General features: G+C 65.2%; 23 protein-coding genes. 9 read left to right on the top strand and 14 right to left on the bottom strand.

The annotated features are described in order from the left end of the window. Window positions 1–462 precede the first annotated feature (462 nt). A complete protein-coding gene (gene ispH / locus ACR42D_RS04015; protein WP_484565578.1) occupies window positions 463–1,311 on the bottom strand; it encodes a 4-hydroxy-3-methylbut-2-enyl diphosphate reductase in 849 nt (282 codons plus the stop codon). 146 nt (window positions 1,312–1,457) lie between these two features. Between ispH and ACR42D_RS04010 the strand changes: the two genes are divergently transcribed. Together ACR42D_RS04010 and ACR42D_RS04005 are read left to right on the top strand one after the other, a co-directional pair. After that, complete coding sequence (locus ACR42D_RS04010; protein ID WP_484565577.1) at window positions 1,458–2,090, top strand: TetR/AcrR family transcriptional regulator; 633 nt, start codon at window positions 1,458–1,460, stop codon at window positions 2,088–2,090. A 119-nt stretch (window positions 2,091–2,209) separates the two neighbouring features. Beyond that, window positions 2,210–2,995, top strand: a complete 786-nt coding sequence (locus tag ACR42D_RS04005) for a glutaminyl-peptide cyclotransferase (RefSeq protein ID WP_484565576.1) — start codon at window positions 2,210–2,212, stop codon at window positions 2,993–2,995. Here ACR42D_RS04005 and lgt read toward each other — a convergent pair. After that, a complete protein-coding gene (gene lgt, locus ACR42D_RS04000) occupies window positions 2,987–3,769 on the bottom strand; it encodes a prolipoprotein diacylglyceryl transferase (protein WP_484565575.1) in 783 nt (260 codons plus the stop codon). The genes ACR42D_RS04005 and lgt overlap by 9 nt on opposite strands. 121 nt (window positions 3,770–3,890) lie before the next feature. Here lgt and ACR42D_RS03995 point away from each other — a divergent pair, with 121 nt between their 5' ends. The 6 genes from ACR42D_RS03995 to ACR42D_RS03970 all read left to right on the top strand — a co-directional run bounded on the left by ACR42D_RS03995 (window position 3,891) and on the right by ACR42D_RS03970 (window position 8,075). Continuing rightward, the gene (locus ACR42D_RS03995; RefSeq protein ID WP_484565574.1) at window positions 3,891–4,637 is read left to right on the top strand and encodes a hypothetical protein; all 747 of its coding nucleotides are present in this window, start codon (window positions 3,891–3,893) and stop codon (window positions 4,635–4,637) included. 16 nt (window positions 4,638–4,653) lie between these two features. Further along, window positions 4,654–5,313: a hypothetical protein gene (locus ACR42D_RS03990; protein WP_484565573.1), complete on the top strand. Its 660-nt coding sequence runs from the start codon at window positions 4,654–4,656 to the stop codon at window positions 5,311–5,313. 109 nt (window positions 5,314–5,422) lie between these two features. Next, window positions 5,423–6,037, top strand: coding sequence for a 3'-5' exonuclease (locus tag ACR42D_RS03985; protein WP_484565572.1), 615 nt, complete (start codon window positions 5,423–5,425; stop codon window positions 6,035–6,037). A gap of 120 nt (window positions 6,038–6,157) precedes the next feature. Further along, window positions 6,158–6,571 (top strand): ASCH domain-containing protein, encoded by a 414-nt coding sequence (locus ACR42D_RS03980; protein WP_484565571.1) that lies wholly within the window; start codon window positions 6,158–6,160, stop codon window positions 6,569–6,571. Window positions 6,572–6,827: 256 nt separating this feature from the next. Beyond that, window positions 6,828–7,079 carry a hypothetical protein gene (locus tag ACR42D_RS03975; protein ID WP_484565570.1) on the top strand — a complete coding sequence of 84 codons (252 nt, stop codon included), beginning with the start codon at window positions 6,828–6,830 and terminating at the stop codon, window positions 7,077–7,079. A 3-nt stretch (window positions 7,080–7,082) separates the two neighbouring features. Further along, entirely contained in the window at window positions 7,083–8,075 is a 993-nt protein-coding gene (locus ACR42D_RS03970) for a glycosyltransferase family protein (protein WP_484565569.1), read from the top strand. On the opposite strand, the gene arfB is transcribed toward ACR42D_RS03970, so the two are convergent. After that, on the bottom strand, window positions 8,072–8,500 hold the full coding sequence (arfB, locus tag ACR42D_RS03965) for an alternative ribosome rescue aminoacyl-tRNA hydrolase ArfB (RefSeq protein ID WP_484565568.1): 429 nt from the start codon (window positions 8,498–8,500) through the stop codon (window positions 8,072–8,074). The two genes, ACR42D_RS03970 and arfB, sit on opposite strands and share 4 nt — an antisense overlap. 103 nt (window positions 8,501–8,603) lie before the next feature. On the opposite strand from arfB, the gene ACR42D_RS03960 reads away from it, so the two are divergent. Continuing rightward, a complete protein-coding gene (locus ACR42D_RS03960; RefSeq protein WP_484565567.1) occupies window positions 8,604–9,092 on the top strand; it encodes a YchJ family protein in 489 nt (162 codons plus the stop codon). Window positions 9,093–9,284: 192 nt separating this feature from the next. Here ACR42D_RS03960 and ACR42D_RS03955 read toward each other — a convergent pair whose 3' ends face one another. The 11 genes from ACR42D_RS03955 to ispG form a co-directional block, all read right to left on the bottom strand. Further along, window positions 9,285–10,184 carry a class I SAM-dependent methyltransferase gene (locus tag ACR42D_RS03955; RefSeq protein ID WP_484565566.1) on the bottom strand — a complete coding sequence of 300 codons (900 nt, stop codon included), beginning with the start codon at window positions 10,182–10,184 and terminating at the stop codon, window positions 9,285–9,287. 5 nt (window positions 10,185–10,189) lie between these two features. Beyond that, window positions 10,190–12,088 carry a 1-deoxy-D-xylulose-5-phosphate synthase gene (gene dxs / locus ACR42D_RS03950; protein ID WP_484565565.1) on the bottom strand — a complete coding sequence of 633 codons (1,899 nt, stop codon included), beginning with the start codon at window positions 12,086–12,088 and terminating at the stop codon, window positions 10,190–10,192. A 21-nt stretch (window positions 12,089–12,109) separates the two neighbouring features. Continuing rightward, complete coding sequence (locus ACR42D_RS03945; protein WP_484565564.1) at window positions 12,110–13,003, bottom strand: polyprenyl synthetase family protein; 894 nt, start codon at window positions 13,001–13,003, stop codon at window positions 12,110–12,112. Continuing rightward, window positions 13,000–13,242, bottom strand: a complete 243-nt coding sequence (gene xseB, locus ACR42D_RS03940) for an exodeoxyribonuclease VII small subunit (protein ID WP_484565563.1) — start codon at window positions 13,240–13,242, stop codon at window positions 13,000–13,002. Before xseB ends, ACR42D_RS03945 begins: the two co-directional genes overlap by 4 nt. 1 nt (window position 13,243) lies before the next feature. After that, window positions 13,244–13,834, bottom strand: a complete 591-nt coding sequence (locus ACR42D_RS03935) for a VC0807 family protein (protein ID WP_484565562.1) — start codon at window positions 13,832–13,834, stop codon at window positions 13,244–13,246. 115 nt (window positions 13,835–13,949) lie between these two features. Next, window positions 13,950–14,870, bottom strand: coding sequence for a M23 family metallopeptidase (locus ACR42D_RS03930; RefSeq protein ID WP_484565561.1), 921 nt, complete (start codon window positions 14,868–14,870; stop codon window positions 13,950–13,952). Window positions 14,871–14,889: 19 nt separating this feature from the next. After that, complete coding sequence (locus tag ACR42D_RS03925) at window positions 14,890–15,909, bottom strand: M23 family metallopeptidase (protein WP_484565560.1); 1,020 nt, start codon at window positions 15,907–15,909, stop codon at window positions 14,890–14,892. Between the two features lie 6 nt (window positions 15,910–15,915). Next, the gene (xseA, locus tag ACR42D_RS03920) at window positions 15,916–17,406 is read right to left on the bottom strand and encodes an exodeoxyribonuclease VII large subunit (protein WP_484565559.1); all 1,491 of its coding nucleotides are present in this window, start codon (window positions 17,404–17,406) and stop codon (window positions 15,916–15,918) included. 159 nt (window positions 17,407–17,565) lie between these two features. Beyond that, window positions 17,566–18,177: a LysE family translocator gene (locus ACR42D_RS03915; RefSeq protein ID WP_484565558.1), complete on the bottom strand. Its 612-nt coding sequence runs from the start codon at window positions 18,175–18,177 to the stop codon at window positions 17,566–17,568. A gap of 431 nt (window positions 18,178–18,608) precedes the next feature. Then, window positions 18,609–20,351, bottom strand: a complete 1,743-nt coding sequence (locus ACR42D_RS03910; protein WP_484565557.1) for a proline--tRNA ligase — start codon at window positions 20,349–20,351, stop codon at window positions 18,609–18,611. Continuing rightward, window positions 20,352–21,425 (bottom strand): flavodoxin-dependent (E)-4-hydroxy-3-methylbut-2-enyl-diphosphate synthase, encoded by a 1,074-nt coding sequence (gene ispG, locus ACR42D_RS03905; protein WP_484565556.1) that lies wholly within the window; start codon window positions 21,423–21,425, stop codon window positions 20,352–20,354. Window positions 21,426–21,534: the final 109 nt, after the last annotated feature.

Below are 21,534 nucleotides of genomic sequence, written 5' to 3'. Positions count from 1 at the left end.
CGTTCCCCGGACCAGGCCCTCCACTGCGGCCGGCGGTACCTGCAACGCGGCTTTGATGCCAGAACCGTCCTGAGCGGGGCCAGGGTCAGCTCCCGGTCAAACCCGGACCGAGACCGCCTGGCCCCATTTTTATAGGGTGCCTCCGGCGGCCGGGGCGCTGCCCCGGACCCCGCCAGAGGGGAAACTTTTGAAAAAGTTTCCCCTCTGGACTCCCCTTCAAAACTTTTTATCGCCGCTTCGCGGTTCGTGCGCAGCGGCCAGCCGTGCTTTTCCCAGCTTCTTTGCAGCCCGTCCCATCGTCCCGCTAAATCAACCATTCTCCCGTCACCCGCCACACCCGCGAAGCGCCTGAAAAGTTTAGGAGGGAAAGGGGGATGGGGGTCCGGGGGAAGGGGGAAAGGGAAGCCCTTTTCAAAGGGTTCCCTTTCCCCCTTCCCCCGGCCGCCGGAGGCATCTTCTCCCCTACAACGATTCAAGCCCGGCAAGGACCTCGTCGATGAGCAGGCGGGGGGTGGAGGCTCCGGCGGTGACGCCGATGCGTTTGTATCGGGCGAGGTCGTCCAGCGGCAGTTCGTCGACGGTTTCCACGTGTTTGCAGGGCGTGCCCTGTTCGGACACGACCTGGGCGAGGCGGCGGGTATTGCCGCTGTTGTAGCCGCCGACCACGACCATGAAATCCACGTTTTGGGCCAGGTCACGGGCCTCGGTCTGGCGCAGTTTGGTGGCGTCGCAGATGGTTTCGAGCACGATTACCTCGATGTTGCCTCGCCCGGCCAGGTCTTCGGCGATGGACTCGAACTGGACCCGGTCCTGGGTGGTCTGGGCGGCCAGGACGTAGCGTTTGCCCGGGGTGAGGGGATATCCGGCCAGTTCGTCGGCCGAGCCGAACACGAAATGGCCGTTCTGCGCGTAGCTGACCAACCCGGCCACCTCGGGGTGGTCGGCCTCGCCGTAGAGGAGCAGTTCGCTGCCGTCGGCGGTGTTGCGTTCGATGAGCAGCTGCGCCTTCTTGACCCGTGGGCAGGTGGCGTCCTTGATCAGGACGTTGCGCGCACGCAGTGACTCCTCCACCTGGCGGGTGATGCCGTGGGCGCGGATGACGACATGCGCCCCGGCCGGGACCTCGGCGGGATCGTGGACCATGACCACGCCCTTTTCGGCGTAGCGCTTGAGAACCTGGGGATTGTGGATGATCGGCCCGAGGATATAGATGGGATGGCCGTCCGGTTCGGCGACCAGCTTGTCGAGCCTGGTCAGGGCCATGTCCACCCCCATGCAGAACCCGGCGGTTTCGGCTAAAATGACTTCCACTGACTGTGCTCCTTGCCTGCTTTATCGCGAACCGCCGGTGCCGGGAAAACCCTTGACTTGCCGACACCTCTCGGGAATATGATTTGGTCAAACATACGTTTCAAGCAACTCAGACGGCGTTTTTTCGCGCCCGCAGGCTATTAATTATGAACGATTCCCCGGACGTCAACACCAAAAAAGCCCTTTTGCTCGCCGCCATGGAGGTTTTCGCGGACAAGGGGTTTGATTCGGCCACGGTGCGGGACATCTGCGGCCTGGCCAAGGCCAACGTGGCGGCGGTGAACTACCATTACGGCAGCAAGGACGGCCTGTACGCGGCCGTGCTCGAAGAGATATTTCCCAAGGGCGAGGAGTGGATTTCCGGCGAGGACCACACCCTGCCCGCCGAGGAGCGGCTGCATCGGTTCATCCGGGGCCTGGCCGAGGAGATCTACACCCAGAGCACCGGCCAGATCGCCCAGAAATGGGCCATTTTCCTGCGGGAGATGGCTAAGCCGAGCCATAACCTGGACCTCATCGTCCAGCACCAGGTCCAGCCGCGCGCCAACGAGCTGCGCGACATCCTGACCCGGCTCCTGGGAGCGGGCACGCCGGACCAGACCCTGGCCTATTGCAGCTCGAACATCTGGGCGCTGATGCTCGACCACCTGCTGACCCAGCCCATCCTGGACCGGCTCACTCCGCACCGGCCCAATCTCGGGCTCGACGTGGGGGATTTCGTGGACCACGTGTTCCACTTCGCCCTGGGCGGCATCAATGCGGTGAAACAACGCGCGTAAGGCGTACGGCGGCCGGACACCCTCCCAAGCAATCCGTCGGCCCGCCGCACCCTTCCTCCCGGAGCGAGGCGCGGCATCCCCGGATGTCCCGCCCCGCTCCGCCTTTTTCGAGGAAGGCCATGCACCCGCTCAAATCCGTCCTTTTTCTGGTCCCGCTCCTGGCCCTAGTCGCCTGGGCCGGGCCCGCCGGGGCGCAGGCCCCGGTCATCCGCTGCAAGGTGGTCGCGGCCCATCCCCACGATCCCGGCACCTCCACCCAGGGGCTCTTCCTGTACGACGGCGCGTTCTACGAATCCTCCGGCGGCTACGGCCGCTCGTTCCTGGCCGTGACCGAGCCCGCCACCGGCCGCCGCCTGATGACCGAACCGGTCGCCCCCGAGCTGTTCGCCGAGGGCATCGCGCCCCGGGGCGACACCCTGCGCATGCTCACCTGGAAATCGGGCATAGGCCACGTCTACACCCTCAAGGAACTGAAGCCGGTGCATCCGTTCGCCTACCGGGGCACATCGGAGACCACCGAGGGGTGGGGGCTGGCCTTCGACGGGCAGCGGTACGCCATGTCCACCGGCCAGGCCCGGCTCCAATGGCGCGACGCCAAGACCTTCGCCAAGACCGGCGAGCTGCCCGTGACCGACGACGGGAGCCCGGTGCGGCGGCTCAACGAGCTGGAATTCGTGGGCAAGTGGCTCTACGCCAACATCTGGAAGTCGGACCGCGTGGCGATCATCGACGTGACCGACGGCACGGTCCGCGCATGGCTCGACCTCTCCCCCCTGCGCGAACGGCTGGGGCAAGACTGCGGCGTGGCCAACGGCATCGCCTATGACGCCGCCGGGAAGCGGCTGTACGTCACCGGCAAGCACTGGGACCGGCTGTTTGAAATCGAAATTCCGGAATTACGCTGACTTGCGATAAGCCCAGATCAACCAGCCCGTGCCGAACAGGATCATGGGCAGGCAGAGTACCTGGCCCATGGACATCCAGTGCAGGGCCACGAAGCCGAGCTGGCGATCGGGCTCACGGGCGAACTCCACCAGGAAGCGGAACACGCCGTAGCCGAGCAGGAAGAGCGCGCCCACGCACCCCTTGGGCCTTGGCTTGGCCGAGTAAACCCAGACGATGACGAACAGGAGCGCGCCCTCAAGGGCGGCCTCGTAGAGCTGCGAGGGGTGACGCGGCAGACCGCCCGCGCCGGGAAACGGCATGGCCCAGGGCAGGTCCGTGTACCGGCCCCACAGCTCGCCGTTGATGAAGTTGCCGATGCGCCCGAAGAAGAGGCCCGGCGGGACCAGGGGCGAAACGAAGTCGCCCACCTCGGGGAAGGACATGTCGTGGGCCCGGCCGAACAGCCAGCAGGCGGCCAGCACGCCGAGGCAGCCGCCGTGGAAGGACATGCCGCCCTCCCAGACCGCGAATATCTTGAGCGGTTCGGACAGGTAGAAGGACGGATTGTAGAACAGGACGTAGCCGATGCGCCCGCCCAGGACCACGCCGAGGATGGCCCAGGTGAGGAAGTCGTCCATGAGCTTGGGAGTCATCTTGTTCCACGGCTTGGTCGCCCGATAGCGGCCCAGCAGCCAGCCGGACAGGATGCCGAAGACGTACATCATGCCGTACCAGCGCAACTGCAGCGGGCCCAGGGAGATCATGACCGGGTCGAATTGGGGATAATTGAGCATGAAAAAGGGGCCCCCTCGGCAAGGACTGTATTTGTTTTCCTCAAAAAAAAGGATACGCTGAACGACAACGCACAGGGTGTCTCTTTTTTCATCACCCCGTCAAGCCCCAAAGCGAACCGTCATGCAGAAGCCGCAGGAACTCGATATATTGGAAATGCCCGTTGAGGGGCTGGCCGCCTATTGGCTGTCCATCAAGAAGATCATGGACGCGCGCAAGGGCCGCGACATCCTGGACGAGGAGATCGCCGCCGCCACCGAGCCGTACATCCTGCACCTGCTCGAAACGGTCTTCTCCGCCCTGGACATCCCCCTGGTACGCCGCCTGGCCCAGGCCAAGCGGGACATCCTGATCGACGACTACCGGACCAAGATAGACCTCATGCGGCTGGCCATCTTCGCCATCGCCTCGGGCGAAAACCCGCGCATCACCCTGGTCCGCATGGACTCCAAGTTCGCCCACCCGCTGATGACCGAGGACCGCGCCTTCGACATGGCCACGGCCATGTTCGACGCCCTCAAGCCCCGGGGCGTGGACCTGAACATCCTGCTCTCGGTGGACCACAAGCTCAAGGCCGACCGGCTGCTGGTCAAGCTGCTCTTCTTCGTCATGTACGCCCGCCGCGAGGGGCGACAGAACCTGGACCGGTTCATACCGTATCTCGGCTCGCGCTTTTTTTCCGAAGGCGTGTCCCTGGCCATCGACAATTTCGAGGCCGATTTCCTGGCCAACCACCTGGAGTCCATCCGGGATCGGGTCATGGTCGAGACCGGCCGCAAGATGGACATGGCCCTGGAGATGGCGCTGGCCATCCGATCCAAGACCGCCTATGACGACATCTTCCGTATAGCCAGGACCTACATGTCCTGAACAAGGAGCGTTTATCATGCGTAAATCACTGATAATATCGACTGCAATACTGCTCGTGCTAGCCATGGCCCTGCCCGCCCTGGCGGACGCGGTCAACATCGGCGACCGCAACTTCCAGCGCGCCTGGCGCGTGTACGTCACCCGCAACGACGCCAAGGCCGCGGAGCACTTCAAGGCCTCTGCCGCTGCCTATGCCGAAGCCCTGAGCGAGGACCCCGTGAACCGGACCATGAAATTCCAGTCCTCCTTGGACAAGGCGGGCATCGCCATGTACTTCGCCGGGCAATACGACCTGAGCATCAAGACCCTGACCGAGGCCCAGGGCGAAAAGGACAAGATCTGGGACGCCGCCCTGTTCACCGCCCTGTCCCAGGGCCGCAAGGGCGACAAGGAGGCTACGCTCAAGGCCTTTGACAAGTTCCTGGACGCCAATCCCTCCCAGCGGTTTATCACCATGGAGATGGACCGGGTCCTGCCCGGCGTCAAGGACGGCACGGTCAAACTCTCGGACGCCATCGACGCCATTGAGCGGGCGACGCAACAGCAGTTCGTACAGAATGTGCTGCGGCACAACAACCGCGCCGGGATGGTCCCGTCCACCGAGGCGTGCAACGGGGCCTACTGGTGGCGCTACAACAGCGCCCCCTGCTCGCGTGGCGTCCTGCGGTACGAATAGGAAATACGGCGCCCGCCCGGAAACCATCGGGCGGGCGCTTCACCTTGTACTTGACGAACTTGCGGGAATGTACAACGATCCCTCAAACTTTTAACGCACCAAGCCATTCATGACCACGGACAGCCTCGATATCCCGCAACAGTACCTCCGGACCTTCACCAAGGAAGAGATCAACGAAATGCCCCTTCGCCGCTACGAAGGGGAAATCCTGGTCGTCCGCAGCGAATCCGACCTCGAGGAAGCGCTCGAAGGCATGCGCAACTCCTCCCTGCTCGGTTTCGATACCGAGACCCGGCCCGTGTTCAAGAAAGGCAAGAAGCCCGGCCCGCCGTCCCTGCTCCAGCTGGCCACCGCCGAATGCGCCTACGTCTTCCAGCTGGGCGTGCTGCCCCTGGACAAGGGAGTGTGCGAAATCCTGGCCAACCGGCGCATCCTCAAGACCGGCGTGGCCGTGCGCGACGACATCCTCGGCCTGCAGAAGCACTCCCGATTCAAGCCCAGCGGCTTCGTGGACCTGTCCGACATCACGGCCAAGTACAATCTCCAGACCCACGGCCTGCGCAACATGGCCGCCAACCTGCTCGGCTTCCGCATCTCCAAGTCCGCCCAGTGCTCCAACTGGGCCAAGGACAAGCTCACCCGGCAGCAGATCATCTACGCCGCCACCGACGCCTGGATCAGCCGCGAACTGTACCTGGCCCTGGAAGAACTCGGCCTGACCTAGGCTCAGAACCCATAAACCGAGGATAGACTCGGATGTCGGCTTTGAGCCCATGCGGTCTTCAATCCGGGGCCGGGATACGCAATACCCTTTGAAGCCCCGGAGCGTGGAGAATGTCCGCATATGCTTGAGAAACTCAAGGCGCTGAAACGGCGCTACCCCACGGCTGAAACGTTCAAGTTCGGCGATAGCCCCACTGTATGCAGTGCCCTCCTTTCCCTGGTGCGCTCCGGAAAGAAAGTGGCGACCTGCGGCGCGCTGCGGGATTACCAAAGCAGCGAACCCATGCCCACGATCGGGCGGCGGGATATCGCGCTGAACTGGGACGACACGCCGGCCCTTGTCATTGAAACGGTTGAGTTGATTCAGTGCCGGTTCGATGCGGTAACGGAAGCAATGGCCTTGGCCGAAGGCGAGGACGACAGTCTTGAGGGCTGGCGAACGGGACACCGCGAATACTTTGAGCGGAACGGCGGGTTTTCTCCGGACATGCAAATCGTTTGGGAACGGTTCATTCTCATTGAGGATCTGGGCTGAGAGCACGGGCCACCGACCGGCTCAAAATGGAGACAGGCCTCTCTGAACGAAAAGCTCCACGTCACCCCTGAAGACCATGTCCCGCCGCGACAGCCATCTCCCGGCTTGGAGAATGAGCCCCGGCCCTGAATGCGAGGCTTGGCATATATCGTGCAATTTTCCCGCTAACGGGCAATTCATGCCTTTTGCTCGCCGTTTTTATGACGGGCCGCCCCACGGCGCGGTCCTCAACACATCGATTATATTGGATGTATCCATGAAAGAACAGTGCACCCCCAAAGCCGCCGCCCAAACCGGCGCACAGGCCGCTCCGGAACGGATCTACCGCTTCAGCCCCAAGGTCGTCATCATCGCAGGCCCGCCCGCCGGGGGCGAGGGCCAGCTGCCGGTGATCATCGCCGAGGCCACGCGCCAGGGATTCAAGCTCATGCGCAACATCCCGTCCCACCGCACGCAGTCGTGCATCGGCCCGAGGCGCATCCTGCACATGGCCCGCAAGGAGTCCTAAGCGGTGAAGCGGATCGCCTGGATCGGCGGCTACTATTTCCGGCCGCAGCACACCCGGGACACGGGTTTGGAGATCGTCAACATCCCCCTGACCGGCCCCGAGGTCCTGACCTGGGAGGACATCGTCGAGCGCTGCTCGGGAGAGCCGGACATCGTCCTGTACGCGGACCGCTCTATCCCCCCGCCGCTGCTGGGCGTGGAGTCCTACCCGTGCGCCACGGCGTTCTACGCCATCGACTCACACATCCACTCCTGGTACCCCATGTACGCCCAGGCCTTCGACCTGGTGGCCGTGTCCCTGCGCGACCACATGCCCCGCTTCCGCCAGCGGCTGACGGACGACCAGGTCCTCTGGCTGCCGCCCTACCCCCTGCGCGACGAGCGACCGCCCGAAACGCCCCCGGCCAAGGAGTGGGACCTGCTCTTCGTGGGCAACGTGAACCGCGAGACCACGCCCGTGCGCTACGAATTCCTTAAGGAGCTCAAGGCCCGGCTGCCCAACCTTCACGTGACCAAGGGCGAGTTCGGCGAACTCTTCCCCAAGGCGCGGTTGGTCCTGAACATCGCCGAGCGCGGGGACCTCAACTTCCGGGTCTTCGAGGCCCTGGCCTCCGGGGCTTGCCTGGTCACGCCCGCCATCGGTCACGGCCAGTCTAAGCTGTTCTCCGACGGCGAGCACCTGGTCACCTATCCGCCCGACGACATGGACGAACTGGTGCGCATCGTCTGCGACCTGCTGGCCGACCCCGATCGGTGCGAGCGCATCGCCCGCGCGGGTAACGCCGAGATCGAGGCGCGCCACCGGGCGCGCCACCGCGCAGCGACCCTGCTCGCGGCCATGGACGCCATCGAGCCCGAGACCGTCCAACAACGTATCTCAAACGCGGCGCGCATCCACGCCAAATATCTCAAGGTGGTCTACCTGCATCTGGCCGAGGCCTATGCGGATATGGAATTGGGCGAGCGCTACCTCAGGGCCGCGCTCGGCAAAGGCTAGTACTCTCCGCTGAAATCGGGCAGTTTGCGGCCCTGCTTGCGCCGGGCCGTGCGCTTCTTGCGCTCCAGCCGCTTGCGCTTGGCCGACTTGGGCACGCGGGTCTCCTTGCGCGGGACCACCGGCTTGAGCGCCCACTGCATCAGCTCCACGAACCGCTCCACGGCCGAGTCCTTGTTGGTCTTCTGGCTGCGGAACTTCTGGCTGGTCACCTGGAGCACGCCGTGCTTGTCCATACGCCGCTTGAGCTTCCCCTTGACCGCGACCTTCTGTAGCTGGGTCAGGCTCGGGGAGTTCTCCACGTCGAAAAAGAGCGTCACCCGCGTGTCCGCGGTGTTGACGTGCTGGCCGCCGGGCCCGGAGCTGCGGCAGGCAATGAAGCGCAGTTCGGCCCAGGGGATGTAGACGGTGTCGGTGATACGAAGCATTCCCGCAGGGTGCCACGCCGGAGCGCTCGGGGCAAGCGCTTACTCATTGACAGCCGGGCGGTTTTCTCTACAATCCGCTGACCAAAACCAAACGAGGTAACCCATGTCCAATCAATGCCCCTGCGGGTCCGGCCTGGAACTTTCCCAGTGCTGCGCCCCCTATATCTCCGGCGAGGCCGCGGCTCCCACCGCCGAAGCGCTCATGCGCTCGCGCTACACCGCCTACGTGCTCAAGGAGCTCGACTATCTCAAGGCCACCCTCGCGCCCGAGGCCCTCAAGGACCACGATGACGCGTCCGTGCGCCAGTGGGCCGAATCCGCCGAGTGGCTCGGGCTGACCATCCACGACACCTGGGCCGGGCTGGAAGGCGACGAGGCGGGCATCGTGGAGTTCTCCGCCAAGTACGCCATCGACGGCGAGGAGCAGGATCACCGCGAGCGCAGCCGGTTCCACTTCATCGACGGCAAGTGGCTCTACGTGGACGGACAGATGGTCGCCGGGCCGCCCATCCGCAAGGAACCCAAGATCGGCCGCAACGAACCCTGCCCCTGCGGCTCGGGCAAGAAATACAAGAAGTGCTGCGGGCGCTAGCGCGCCGCAGCCGGGGGAAGGGGAGAGGGAAACCCTTTGAAAAGGGTTGTCCCTCTCCCCTTCCCCCGGACCCCCATCCCCTCTCCTTTCCTAAACTTTTTGGTACTCGCTTCGCTCGAAGCGTATAAATTTGAAGGGCCGTGCTCATACTCGGACCGTCTTGGGTTGCGTCTTGAAGTCGGAGAAGCGAAATCAGGCAGTCTTTTCGAGCCAGAGGGAGGATTCGAAGGCCTGGTCCGGGACGGGGATCGGCCAGTGGGCCATGGCCTCGGCCATGTACCGGCGTACATAGGCCGAGGCGAAGCGGACCCGGAAGCGGTCGCCCCCGGCCAGGAGGCTGGCGGCCAGGAGCTGTTCGTTGTAGCCGCGCCACTCCCAGATGTCCGGGTAGCCGTTGGGCAGAAAGACGTCGTGGACGTGCACCCACACCCCCGGGGCCAGGGCTGGCAGGATGCCGTTGAACAGGGTGTCCGCGTCCGAGCCGGGCATGGCGATATGGCTGCCGTCGAAGAACAGGATGTCGCCGGGAGCAAGGTCGCGGAAAACGGCCGGGTCCGCCTTGTCCAGGGTGGCCCGGACCACTTCGTCGCAGAGATGGTCGATGCCCCGCCTGGGCACCGGGTCGATGGACGTCAGCCGGGTTGCGAGCCCGCCGTCGCGGACGGCCTGGGCCAGAAACCGCGTGGAGTGGCCCGAGCCGATCTCGATGATCCGGGCGGGCGAAAGTTCGCGGACCAGGGCGTAGGCGGCACCGCCGTCCAGGCCGGGGAACCAGCTCTGGTCGAAACGCGGGCGGTCGGCGTTGCCGGGGTCGGCCACGACAAAATCCCTGAGCCGGTCCAGATGTTTCTCCATCAGGAAAAGCGTGTTCTCGAAGGGGGTGCGGTCCGCGTCCCAGGCCGCCTTGAGCCATTCGTAGCGGTCGTCCTGGGTGAAGGGGGCGAGGCTCCCGGCCCAGCGGTACGGGATGTGGAAGCCTAGCCGGGTTCCGCCCAGTCCCATCCAGTGGCGCAGGGTGGACACGCCGCGCAGGAAGCGACCCAATCTTGTGCCGAGGCCGGTGCCGGGCGGAAGGGTCTCGCGGGCCGTCATGCCGGTTACCCGCAGAGCTCCCTGAGCGTCCGCTTGATGCCGTCCTTGTCGATGCCGAGCATGTGGCGCAGCTCCTTCTGGGTGCCGTGCTCCACGAACTCGTCCGGGAGGCCGAGCCGCTTGATACGCTTGCCGTCCATGACGCCGCGTTCGCTGAACAGCTCCAGCACGGCCGAGCAGAATCCTCCGGCCAGGGCATTTTCCTCCACCAGGAGGATACGCTCGAACCGGTCGGCCAGCTCCAGGAGTTGTTCCTCGGGCAGCGGCTTGACGAACCGGGTGTTGAACACCGCCACGTGCAGGCCGTCCTCGACCAACTCCATGGCCGCCTCCACCGCCGGGTAGACCCGCGAGCCGATGGTGATGATCAGGGCGTCCTCGCCGTCGCGCATGAGCTCGCCCCTGCCGACGGCGATCTTCTTCGGATTGGCCGAGACCTTGGCCCCGACCCCGGTGCCGCGCGGATAACGCACCGCGCAAGGGCCGTCGTAATCAAAGGCCGTGACCATCATCCGGGCCAGCTCGGCCTCGTCCTTGGGGGCCATGACCACCAGGTTCGGGATGTGGCGCAGATAGCTCATGTCGAAGGCCCCGTGATGGGTGGCCCCGTCCTCGCCCACCAGGCCGCCCCGGTCCAGGAAGAAATTCACGTTCAGGTTCTGCAGGCAGACGTCGTGCACGATCTGGTCGTAGGCGCGCTGCATGAAGGTGGAGTAGATGGCCACTGCGGGCTTGTACCCCTGGGTGGCCAGCCCTGCGGCAAAGGTGACCGCGTGCTGCTCGCAGATGCCCACGTCCACGAACCGCTCCGGGTAATTCATGCGGAAACATTCCGTGCCCGTGCCCTCGGGCATGGCCGCGGTGATGGCGATGATCTTGTCGTCCTTGGCGGCCAGCGAACACAGGGTGTCGCCGAAGATGGTCGTGTAGGACGGCAGGCCGGAGCCGGAAAATTTGCGGGCCAGGCCGGTTTCGGGGATGAACTCGCCCACCCCGTGGTAGTGGGACGGGTCGGACTCGGCGGGCTCGTAGCCCTTGCCCTTCTTGGTCATGACGTGGACCAACACCGGCTTGTTCAGCTTCTTCACCTCTTCAAAGACCTTGACCATGGTGGCCGTGTCGTGGCCGTCGATGGGGCCCACGTAGGTGAAATGGAACGCCTCGAACAGAATGCCCGGGGTGAAGAAGGATTTGACCGAATCGCCGTACCGCTTGGCGTATCCGGCCAGGTCGTCGCCGATCTTGGGGATGGTCGCCAGCAGCCCTTCCACGTCGCTCTTGAGTCGCTGCAGGAACGGGGTGGTCATCTTGCGGCTCAGAAACTGCGACAGCGCGCCCACGTTCTTGGAGATGGACATCTCGTTGTCGTTCAGGACAACGACCATCTTGCGGCCCAGGTCGCCCGCCTGGTTCAGCCCCTCGAAAGCCAGTCCGGCGGTCAGGGAGCCGTCGCCGATGACCGCCACCACCTCATGGTCCTCGCCCTTGAGGTCGCGGGCCATGGCCATGCCCAGCGCGGCCGAGATGGAAGTGGACGAGTGGCCCACGCCGAAATGGTCGTAGGGCGACTCGGCCATGCGCGGGAAGCCGGACAACCCGCCCTTCTGGCGCAGGGTGTGGAATTCGTCGACCCGGCCGGTGAGCAGCTTGTGGGCGTAGGCCTGGTGCCCCACGTCCCAGACCAGCTTGTCCCGCTCCAGATCGAACGACCGGAACAGGGCGAGCGTCAGCTCCACCACGCCCAGCGACGGGGCCAGATGGCCGCCGTGGGCCGACACCTGGCTGATGATGATGTCGCGCAATTCCTGGGCCAGGATATCGATCTGGTCGCCTTCCAGGGCGCGGACGTCACCGGGCTTGTGGATCTTGGACAGGATGGCTGTCTGTTTGGGGTCTTTGATCATGGAAGCGAAATCCTAGTGCAATCAATACACCCTGTCTACTATGTATCGGGCCAATTGCCATAGGAACTCCTGTTCCGCCCCGAAATAGCCCGACAAATGCGTCAATGCGTCGTCCACGTACTCCCTGGCCAGGGTTTTGCTCTTGTCCAGGCCGATGAGCGCCGGATACGTGCTCTTGCCCATGGCCTCGTCGCTGCCCGCAGGCTTGCCCAGGGTCGCGGTGTCGCCGACCACGTCGAGCACGTCGTCCACGATCTGGAAGGCCACGCCGATCTTGCGCCCGAACTCGCGGGCGTTCTTGATGTCCGGCTCATCGGCCCCGGCCAGGATCGCCCCGCACTCGCAGGAGGCGGTCAACAGCGCCCCGGTCTTCATGGCGTGCATCCTCTTGAGCTCCTCCAGCGGCACGCCGGTGCGCCCGGTCAGCTCCATGTCCACGGCCTGGCCGCCGACCATGCCGCCCGCACCGGCCGCTTGGGCCAGCACGGAAATGGCCCGCAGCACGCGGTCGGCGGGCAGCCCCTTGTCCAGGGACGCGGCGGCCATCAGCCCGAAGGCCTCGGTCAGCAGCCCGTCGCCCGCCAGGATGGCCGTGGCCTCGTCGAACTGCTTGTGGTTGGACGGACGCCCGCGCCGCAGGTCGTCGTCGTCCATGGCCGGCAGGTCGTCGTGGATCAGCGAATAGGTGTGGATGCACTCCAGCGAGGCGGCAAAGGGCATGGCCTTGGCCGCTTCCCCGCCGAGCAGCCCGTTCCAGGACAGGACCAGCACGGGCCGCAGCCGCTTGCCCCCGGCCAGCAGGGAGTATTCCATGGATTTGAGCAGCCGCTCCGGGACGCCCTTGTCCCGAAGGCAGGTGACCAGATAGTCCTCCACCACGGCGGCGCGGCGGCCCAGTTCTTCCTTGAAGGTCACTGTTCGTCCTCCGTGTCGGAGGTCAGCGCCTCGAGCACGTCGAACTCGCGGACCAGCCCCTCGGACACGAGTTTGACCTCGTGCCGGGCGGTCTCCAGCTGCTTGCCGCACGCCTTGACCAGTTCGAGCCCCTCCTTGTACAGGGCCACGCCCTCCTCGAGGGGCAGGTCGCCACGCTCCAACTGCTCCACCACGAGCTTGAGCCTCTCCAGGCGGTCTTCGAAGCTTGTCGTTGTCATGTCACTCTCCATATTCCCTGTCTTCCACAGGATGCAGCCGTTGTCTCCAATAAATCTTCGGGTACCAGAAACTCAAGGCGATCAGCGCGGCCACCACCGGCCAGTCCAGGACGACCCGGGCCGCCAGATAGACCTCCATGGGCCAGCCCTTCAGGATGATCCACAGCCCGAGCGCCCTGAGAAAATACGCCCCGCCCCAGAGCACGCTCAGCCTCAGCCACAGGGAGCGGTAATACCCGCTCTCGCGCACGCTGTCCGGAAAGGCGTCCTTTCCGGCGGTCTGCTCGGCCAAAAGCTGGATCAGCGGCCGCCGGAAGGCCATGGACGCCACGAACACACACCCCATGGCCGTGTTCGAGACGATGGGCGACAGCAGGTACCAATCCGGGTTGCGCGTGACCGCCAGCCCGGCCAGTTCGGCCAGACAGTACGCCGCGCCGATGGCGGAGAACCCGTCCACCTCCCGGTCCCGGACGAAAAACCAGACCGAAATGCCCACGCCCCAGGCCGCGGCCAACGCCGCGCCGACCATGCCCACGCCGAGCCTGCGACCGGCGTAATAGACGAGCACGGGAACGATCGCTCCCAGCATGATTCTCTGTAAGGCTGATCCGGACACCCGGTTCTCCCTGCCCCATCCCGGGGCGCTCTCTCGCGGCCTGCCCGCGTTTGATTCTCTACAACTATCAGTTATTATCTAGATTCATTCACTTTTCATTAACTTCAGCCGAAAACGTCCCGTCAAAGAACGGTTCCGGATCGACCACCGCGCCGAGCACGAACACGGCCAGGTGCAGGTGGGCGCCGGTGACGCGCCCGGTGGCCCCGGACAGGCCCACGACCTGTCCGGCCTCGACCATATCCCCTTCCTTCACTTTTGTCTTGGACAGGTGGCAAGACATGGACAAAAACCCGTTGCCGTGGTCGATGATCACGGTGTTCCCGCCGTAGTAGAGGTAACGCTTGAGGACCACCTTGCCGGCGGCCACGGCGTGGATGGGGGTGCCGAGCCAGGCCCGGAAGTCCAGGCCGGTGTGCCGGGAGGCCACGTTGCCGTTGAAGGTCCGGTAAAGGCCGAACCGGCTGAGCATCTTGCCCTTGACCGGCCGGGAAAGGGGCGCGGACCAGTACCGCTCGGGCGAGGCCAAGGCCAGGGCGGCCCGGACCATCTCCCGGTCCTTCTCGATGCGCGCCTGTTCGGACGCGGGCGGGCGGACCATCTTCGGGGGCACGGACAGGGTCTCGGTGCCCCACTCGGATTCGCCCACCTCAATGGACCTGAAAAACCTGTGCTCATGCCCCCAGATATGGGCCACCACCTCCAGCGGATACGTGCCGGTCTCACCGCGCAGCCCCACGCCGAGCAGCAGCACGGCCTCGGACCGCTCGCCGGTCTTTGCCACGGCCGGATGCACGCTTTTGCCGTTCCAGCGCACTTCCAGGTCCTCGAGCGGGTACCAGGTAGCAATACGGACCATGAAGGCCTTGCCCCGGCCCGCAGAGGACGGGGCCTGGACATCGACCATGCCGCCCGCCCGGGCCTGGCCGGTCAGGCAGAGAAAGGCGAGAAGGGCGAGACAGGACATCAGCGGCCAGGGCCGCTTACCGAAAAGTTTGCGATTATTCATGGTTACCTATTATGCGCCGTTATTGCAGCATGTTGTCGGCGGTTGTGGTGAACAGCGGCGCGGGGTCGACCAGATCGCCCAGGACCGACAGGGAAAAATGCAGGTGCGGCCCGGTGGCCCGGCCGGTCATGCCGGTCAGGCCCACGGTCTGGCCGCGCTTGATCTCGTCGCCTTCCTTGACCGTGGGCTCGGACAGGTGGAAATACATGGAAACCACCCCGTTGCCGTGGTCCACGTAGACCGAGTTGCCCGCGTAGTAGTGGTCGCCCACCAGGATGACCTTGCCGTCGGCCACGCACTTGACCGGATTGCCCATGGCCGAGCGGAAATCCAGCCCCCGGTGCGGGTTCTTGGGCTTGCCGTTGAGGATACGCTGCGCGCCGTACACGGACAAAACCTTGCCCTGCACGGGCCGCTCGAGCGGCAGCCGCCACAACCGCGTGGCCGAAACCGTGTTCTTGGCCTCCGTGGTCTGCTTGCCCTCGGCCTCGATGCGCTCGTACACGCCCTTGGGCGGGGTGACCATCTTCTCGGGCAGGGTCAGCTCCTGCCTCGGATAGTCCTCCGGGGTGATGCGCACGGTGCGGCGCAGGGTGCTCTCCTTGCCGTCCACCGAGGCGATGACCACCAGGTCCTCCTTGCCGGGCCGCTCGGAAAGCACGTCCGTGCCGAGCATGGCCAAGGCCACGTGCCGGTTGTTCCAGACCGAGATGGACGGGACCACCTCGCGCCCCTGCCAATGCACGGACACCGACTCCAGCGGCAGGTCCGAGGTCAGCCGGACCAGGAACGGCTTGCCCACGCCCGCCTTGCGCGGCGCGGCCAGCACCAGGGCCGGGACCGACTTGACCGGCGCGGGTTCGGCCTCGGTCGTCGCCGGGGCGTCATCCTTGGTCACCAGAGCGGGGCTGTCGCCCTCCTGCAGCCCGAAGGCCGGGGCCTGGCCCTGATCCAAAGCCGGAGCCTGGTCCTGGGCCATTACGTTCAGGGAAGAACCGAGCAGGGCCGCCAACATCACCAGCAGTAAAAACCGTCGCATAAACCTCTATTCCTCGTTGGGTCGGGTGTCCGTCACCGTGGCCGCCACTCGGCCGTCGCGGACCGTGATATCAAGTGCGTCGCCCTTCGTCACCCTTCTCGGGTCACGTAAAAATTCTCCTGTCCCGGCCACGCGCACCAGGGCGTATCCGCGATCCAACGGCCCCTCGGGGTCCAGCCCGCGCAAAGCCGTCTCAAGCACGGCCAATCGCTGCGCAGCAGTCTCGGGGGCCCCGCGCCCGGACTTGTCCAATCTGCGCCCGAGTCCGTCCACGGCCCCGGCCAGCCCGTCCACGCTCCCCGGCCCGAAAGCCCGGTTCAAACGGTGCGCCAGCCCGGCCGCGTCGCGTGACAACCCGTCCAACCTGTGGGTGCCGAACGCCCGGGACAGCCCCTCGGCCGCCCGCGCGCCCTGTTCGGCGCGCTCGAAATAATGGTCCAGCCCGGCCCCCTGCAACCGGGACATGAGCGCGGAAAAACGGTCCTCCATGCGCTCCAGCCGCCGCTGGGGCGACAGCCAGACCAGCGCCTTGCGCAGGTGCTCGACCCCGCCCTCCTTGCCCGACAGCCAGGCCGCATAGGCCCGCGCCAGCCCAAGGTCCAGGACGTCCACCTTCTGGGCCAATGTCTCGCGCCTCGGCCACAGCTCCTGGGCCGCGTGGGACGGGGTGGCCGCGCGCTTGTCGGCCACAAAATCCGCGATGGACACGTCCGGCTCGTGGCCCACGCCGGTGATCACCGGCAGCCGCGCCCGGTAGATGGCGTCCGCCACCTCCTCGGTGTTGAAGGCCCACAAATCCTCCAGCGACCCGCCGCCCCGGATGAGCACGGCCACCTCGGCCCAGGCCTCATCGTCCACCAGATCGAGCGCCGCCGCGATCTGGGCCGGGGCCCGGTCGCCCTGGACCAGCACCGGATAAATCCGTATCTCCGCCCCGGTGCCCCGCGTGTCCGCGATGCGCAGAAAATCCCTGATGGCCGCGCCCGACTTGGAGGTGACCACCGCCACCCGCTTGGGGTCGCGCGGCAGTTCCAGCTTGCGGTCCTCGTCGAAATATCCCTTGGTCGCCAGCTTCTTCTTGAGCGCCTCGAAGGCCATGGCCAAGTCGCCCACGCCCTGGGCCTGGACCAGCTCGGCCACCAACTGGTACTGCCCGCGCGGCTCGTACACGTTCAGCCGCCCGGCGCAGAGCACCTCCATGCCGTCCTCGATGCCGCTGCCGGTCAAGGCCGTGCCGCCCTCGTCCTCCTCGATCTCCCCGGTCAACGGGTTGACCTTGTCCGCGCCCAGCCGCACCGGCTCGGCCGAACGCTGCGACGACTTGAACCAGACCACGCTCAATGCCGCGTCCCCGTCGGTCAGCGTGAAATACACGTGCCCGGATGCCGGACGCGCCAGATTCGACACCTGCCCCCGCACCCAGACGAACGGAAACTCGGCCTCCAGCAAGGCTTTGACGGATTTGGTCAGTTCGGAAACGGTCAGTATTGTCGACAAAGAATGCCTCCGGCGGCTGGGGGAAGGGGAGGGAAAACCCTTTGAAAAGGGCTTTTCCCTCCCCTTCCCCCAGACCCCCATCCCCTCCTTTTCCGAAACTTTTTGGGTCGCTTCGCGAAGGGGGGATAGAGGGTCCGGTTTATTTTATATTATTCCAAGCTACTCCGAAGCGATGGCCACGCCCGCGCCGATCATGATCGTGCCGGCTGTACGGTTCATGGCCTTCCACAGCCGGGTCGAGCGGATGGCGTGGCGGCCGCGCGCGGCAAGTGCGGCGTAGACGAGCGGGACCGTGGCGATGATCGGGACAATGATCCCCATGACCAATGCCACGTCCGTGCCGGTCAGGGCCCGCATGTCCACGAAGCCGGGCAAAAAGCCGCAGTAGAAGGCGATGGCCTTGGGGTTGCCCAGCGTCACGCACAGCCCGGCCAGGAAGCTGCGGCCCGGACGGACCGGCATGTCGCACTGGGCCTGCTCTACATTCAGCCTGGCCCGCCAGCACTTCACGCCCATGTACACCAGGTAGGCCGCGCCCGCCCATTTCAAAATGACGAAATACGGCCCGATCTGCGAGGCCACCCAGCCCATGCCGAACAACGCGGTCAGCAGATAACACACGTCGCCGAGCGCCAGCCCGCAGGTGAACCCGGCCCCGGCCTTGAAACCGCGCGCCAGGGACTGCGCCACCACAGCCGAAATGCCCGGCCCCGGGATGCACGCGAACACCAGCGTCGCCAAGGCCAATGCAATGCCACTCTCGATAGTCATCTTCTCTCTCCCATATGGTTTTCCCGGCCGATCACAACCTACCACCCCCACCCCCACGCTTCAACCGGAAAGCGCGGAGAGGGAGAATGCCGGATGTCGGATGCCTCCGGCGGCCAGAGGGGAAACCTCTTGGAAGAGGTTTCCCCTCTGGACTCCCCTTCCAGAACTTTTTATCGCCGCTTCGCGGATGCCGTGCGGACGCCACTTGGCGTGCCTCAACAACTACAACCATCATCTCCATTTTACTCCCCCCCCCGCGAAGCGCACAAAAAGTTTCGGAAAGGATGGGGATGGGGGTCCGGGGGGAGGGGAAGGAAAAGCCCTTTTCAAAGGGTTTTCCTTCCCCTTCCCCCGGCCGCCGGAGGCAAACAAAAAACTCCCCGGCGCGATTCCGCGCCGGGGAGTTTGCAATGTCAACGAGCGTACGGAATCTACGGAGTCTGGAGGCCCCAGTTATTCCAGATCTGATTTCGCCAGGCGGCGAAGGACTCGGCAAAGGTGTCGAGGGGCAGCTCGATCTTTTCGCCGGTCTTGCGGTCCTTGGCTTCGATGATGCCGTTCTTGAGGCCCTTGCCGCCGAGCACGAGCTGCATGGGATAGCCGATGAGATCGGCCTCGGCGAACTTGACGCCGGGGCGCTCGCCTCTGTCGTCGAAGGCCGCGTCCACGCCGAGTTTTTGCAGTTCGGCATAGAGCTCCTCGGCCTTGTCGGCCACGTCCTGGTCCTTGCCGCCGAGCGAGATCAGGCAGACCTCGAACGGCGCGATGGACGGCGGGAAGCAGCAGCCGTTCTCGTCGAAGTTCTGCTCGATGGCCGAGGCCACGATGCGCGACACGCCGATGCCGTAGCAGCCCATGATCATGTATTGGGACTTGCCGTTCTCGTCCAGGAAGGTGGCTTCCATCTTCTCGGAGTACTTGAGGCCGAGCTTGAACACGTGGCCGACCTCGATGCCCTTGGTGAACTCGATCGCGCCGCCGCATTCGGGGCAGGCGTCGGTGGGCTCGATGACGCGCAGGTCGGCGTATTGGACGACCTCGCAGTCGCGGCCGAGCGCCAGGTGCAGCACGTGGGTGTCGCCCTTGTTGGCTCCGGCCACCCAGTCGGTGGCGGCGAGCAGCTCGTGGTCCGCGTAGACGGGCACCTCGGGGTCCAGCCCGGCGGGCCCGGCGAAACCGACGGGCGCGCCCGTCAGCTTGCGGACCATGGCCTCGTCGGCCAGCTCGATCTCGTTGCCGCCCACCAGGTTGCGCAGCTTGACGTCGTTCAGTTCGCGGTCGCCGCGCACCAACCCGGCCACCGGATTGCCGTCGACCACGAAGAGCAGGGTCTTTATCAGCTTGTCCGGGGTGATCTTGAGGAATTCGCAGACCTCGTCCACGGTGTGCGCGCCCGGAGTGGCGACCTCTTCCAGGGGCGGCACGGCGGATTCGTCGATGGAACCGTTTGCGGGCGCGTTGACCTTGGCCTTCTCCAGGTTGGCCGCGAAGTCGCAGTGCAGGCAGGAGGCGATGGTGTCCTCGCCGGTCTCGGCCAGGACCATGAATTCGTGGGAGAAGTCGCCGCCGATGGCCCCGGAGTCGGCCTGGACCGGCTTGAAGCGCAGGCCGATGCGCGAAAACGCGGCCTTGTAGGCGTTGAACATTTCCCAGTAGGACTTTTCCGCGCCCGCCTCGTCCTTGTCGAAGGAGTAGGCGTCCTTCATGATGAACTCGCGGCCGCGCATGAGCCCGAACCGGGGCCGGATCTCGTCGCGGAACTTGGTCTGGATCTGGTACAGGTTGACCGGCAGCTGCTTGTAGGACTTGATCTCGCCGCGCACCAGGTCGGTCATGACTTCTTCATGCGTGGGTCCGAGGCAGTAGTCGCGGTCGTGGCGGTCCTTGAAGCGGAGCAGTTCCTTGCCGTAGTACTCCCAGCGGCCGGTCTCTTTCCACAGGTCGGCGGGCTGGACCATGGGCAGGAGGACTTCCAGTGCGCCCGCGCGGTCCATCTCCTCGCGCACGATCTGCCCCACCTTGTTGATGGAGCGCAGGCCCAGCGGCAGGTAGTTGTAAATGCCGCTGGTCAGCTTGCGGATCATGCCCGCGCGCATCAGGAGCTTGTGGGAGACCACCTCGGCGTCGGCCGGGTCCTCCTTGAGGGTCGGGATGTAATAGCGGGAAAGACGCATCTAGTCGGTTCTCCTTTCTTCCAGGAATTTATCGATTTCTTTCATGAATTCGGGCAGCAGGTTGGCGTTGCCCCGGACCTTCCGGACCACCTCGCCCTTGCGGAAAATAATGCCCAGGTCCCGGCCTCCGGCGATGCCGATGTCGGCCTCGCGCGCCTCGCCCGGACCGTTGACCACGCAGCCCATGACGGCCACGGTAAAGACCTCTTCGACGCCTCTGAGCGCCGCCTCCACCTGCTCGGCCAGTTCGATCAGGCCGATCTCGGTGCGCCCGCAGGTAGGGCAGGATATAATCTCCGGGCCGCGTTCCCGCAAGCCGAGACTGCGCAGGATTTCATAGGCCACGCCGATCTCGGCCACCGGGTCGTGGGTCAGGGATACGCGCATGGTGTCGCCGATGCCTTCATACAGAAGGATGCCCAGCCCGACCGAGGACTTGACCGCCCCACGCACGAGCGTGCCCGCCTCGGTGATGCCGATGTGCAGCGGGTAATCCACCTGCTCGGACATGAGCCGGTAGGCGGCTATGGTCTTGAGCACGGAAGAGGTCTTGAGGGAAATCTTGATGTCGTTGAAGCCGCGCGCCTCAAGCATGCGCACGTGGCGCAGGCCGGACTCGACCATGGCCTCGGGCGTAGGGCCGCCGTATTGTTTGAGCAGGTCCTTTTCCAGCGACCCGCCGTTGACCCCGATGCGGATGGGGATGGAGCGTTCCTTGGCCGCCCGGACCACGGCGTCCACCTTGGCCTCGTCCCCGATGTTGCCGGGGTTGATGCGCAGGCCGTCGAAGCCCGCGTCCAGCGCGGCCAGGGCCAGCCGGTGGTCGAAGTGGATGTCCGCGATGAGCGGCACGGGCGACTGTTCGCGGATGGCCGCAAGCACGGCGGCCGCCGCTTCGTCGGGCACGGCCAAGCGCACGATCTCGCACCCGGCCTCGGCCAACCGGTTGATCTGCGCCACCGTGGCCGGGACGTCGCGCGTGTCCGTGTTGCACATGGACTGGACCCGGACCGGGTTGTCCCCGCCGATGCCCACGCCGCCGATGTTCACTGCTCTTGTCCGCTTCCGTTGCATAAGGACAAGCACGTTACGCAATTTCCCCGGCCAAGCCAAGTGGCCCGGCACCGGCAAACCCGGAAGGGGATCGACACGAAACCGTAACTGAAAAATAATGGGTCCCAGA

It is taken from the genome of Pseudodesulfovibrio sp. lm2024, assembly GCF_051175575.1.
Taxonomy (GTDB): domain Bacteria; phylum Desulfobacterota; class Desulfovibrionia; order Desulfovibrionales; family Desulfovibrionaceae; genus Pseudodesulfovibrio; species Pseudodesulfovibrio caledoniensis.
This window is presented reverse-complemented; position numbering and strand designations above follow the sequence as displayed.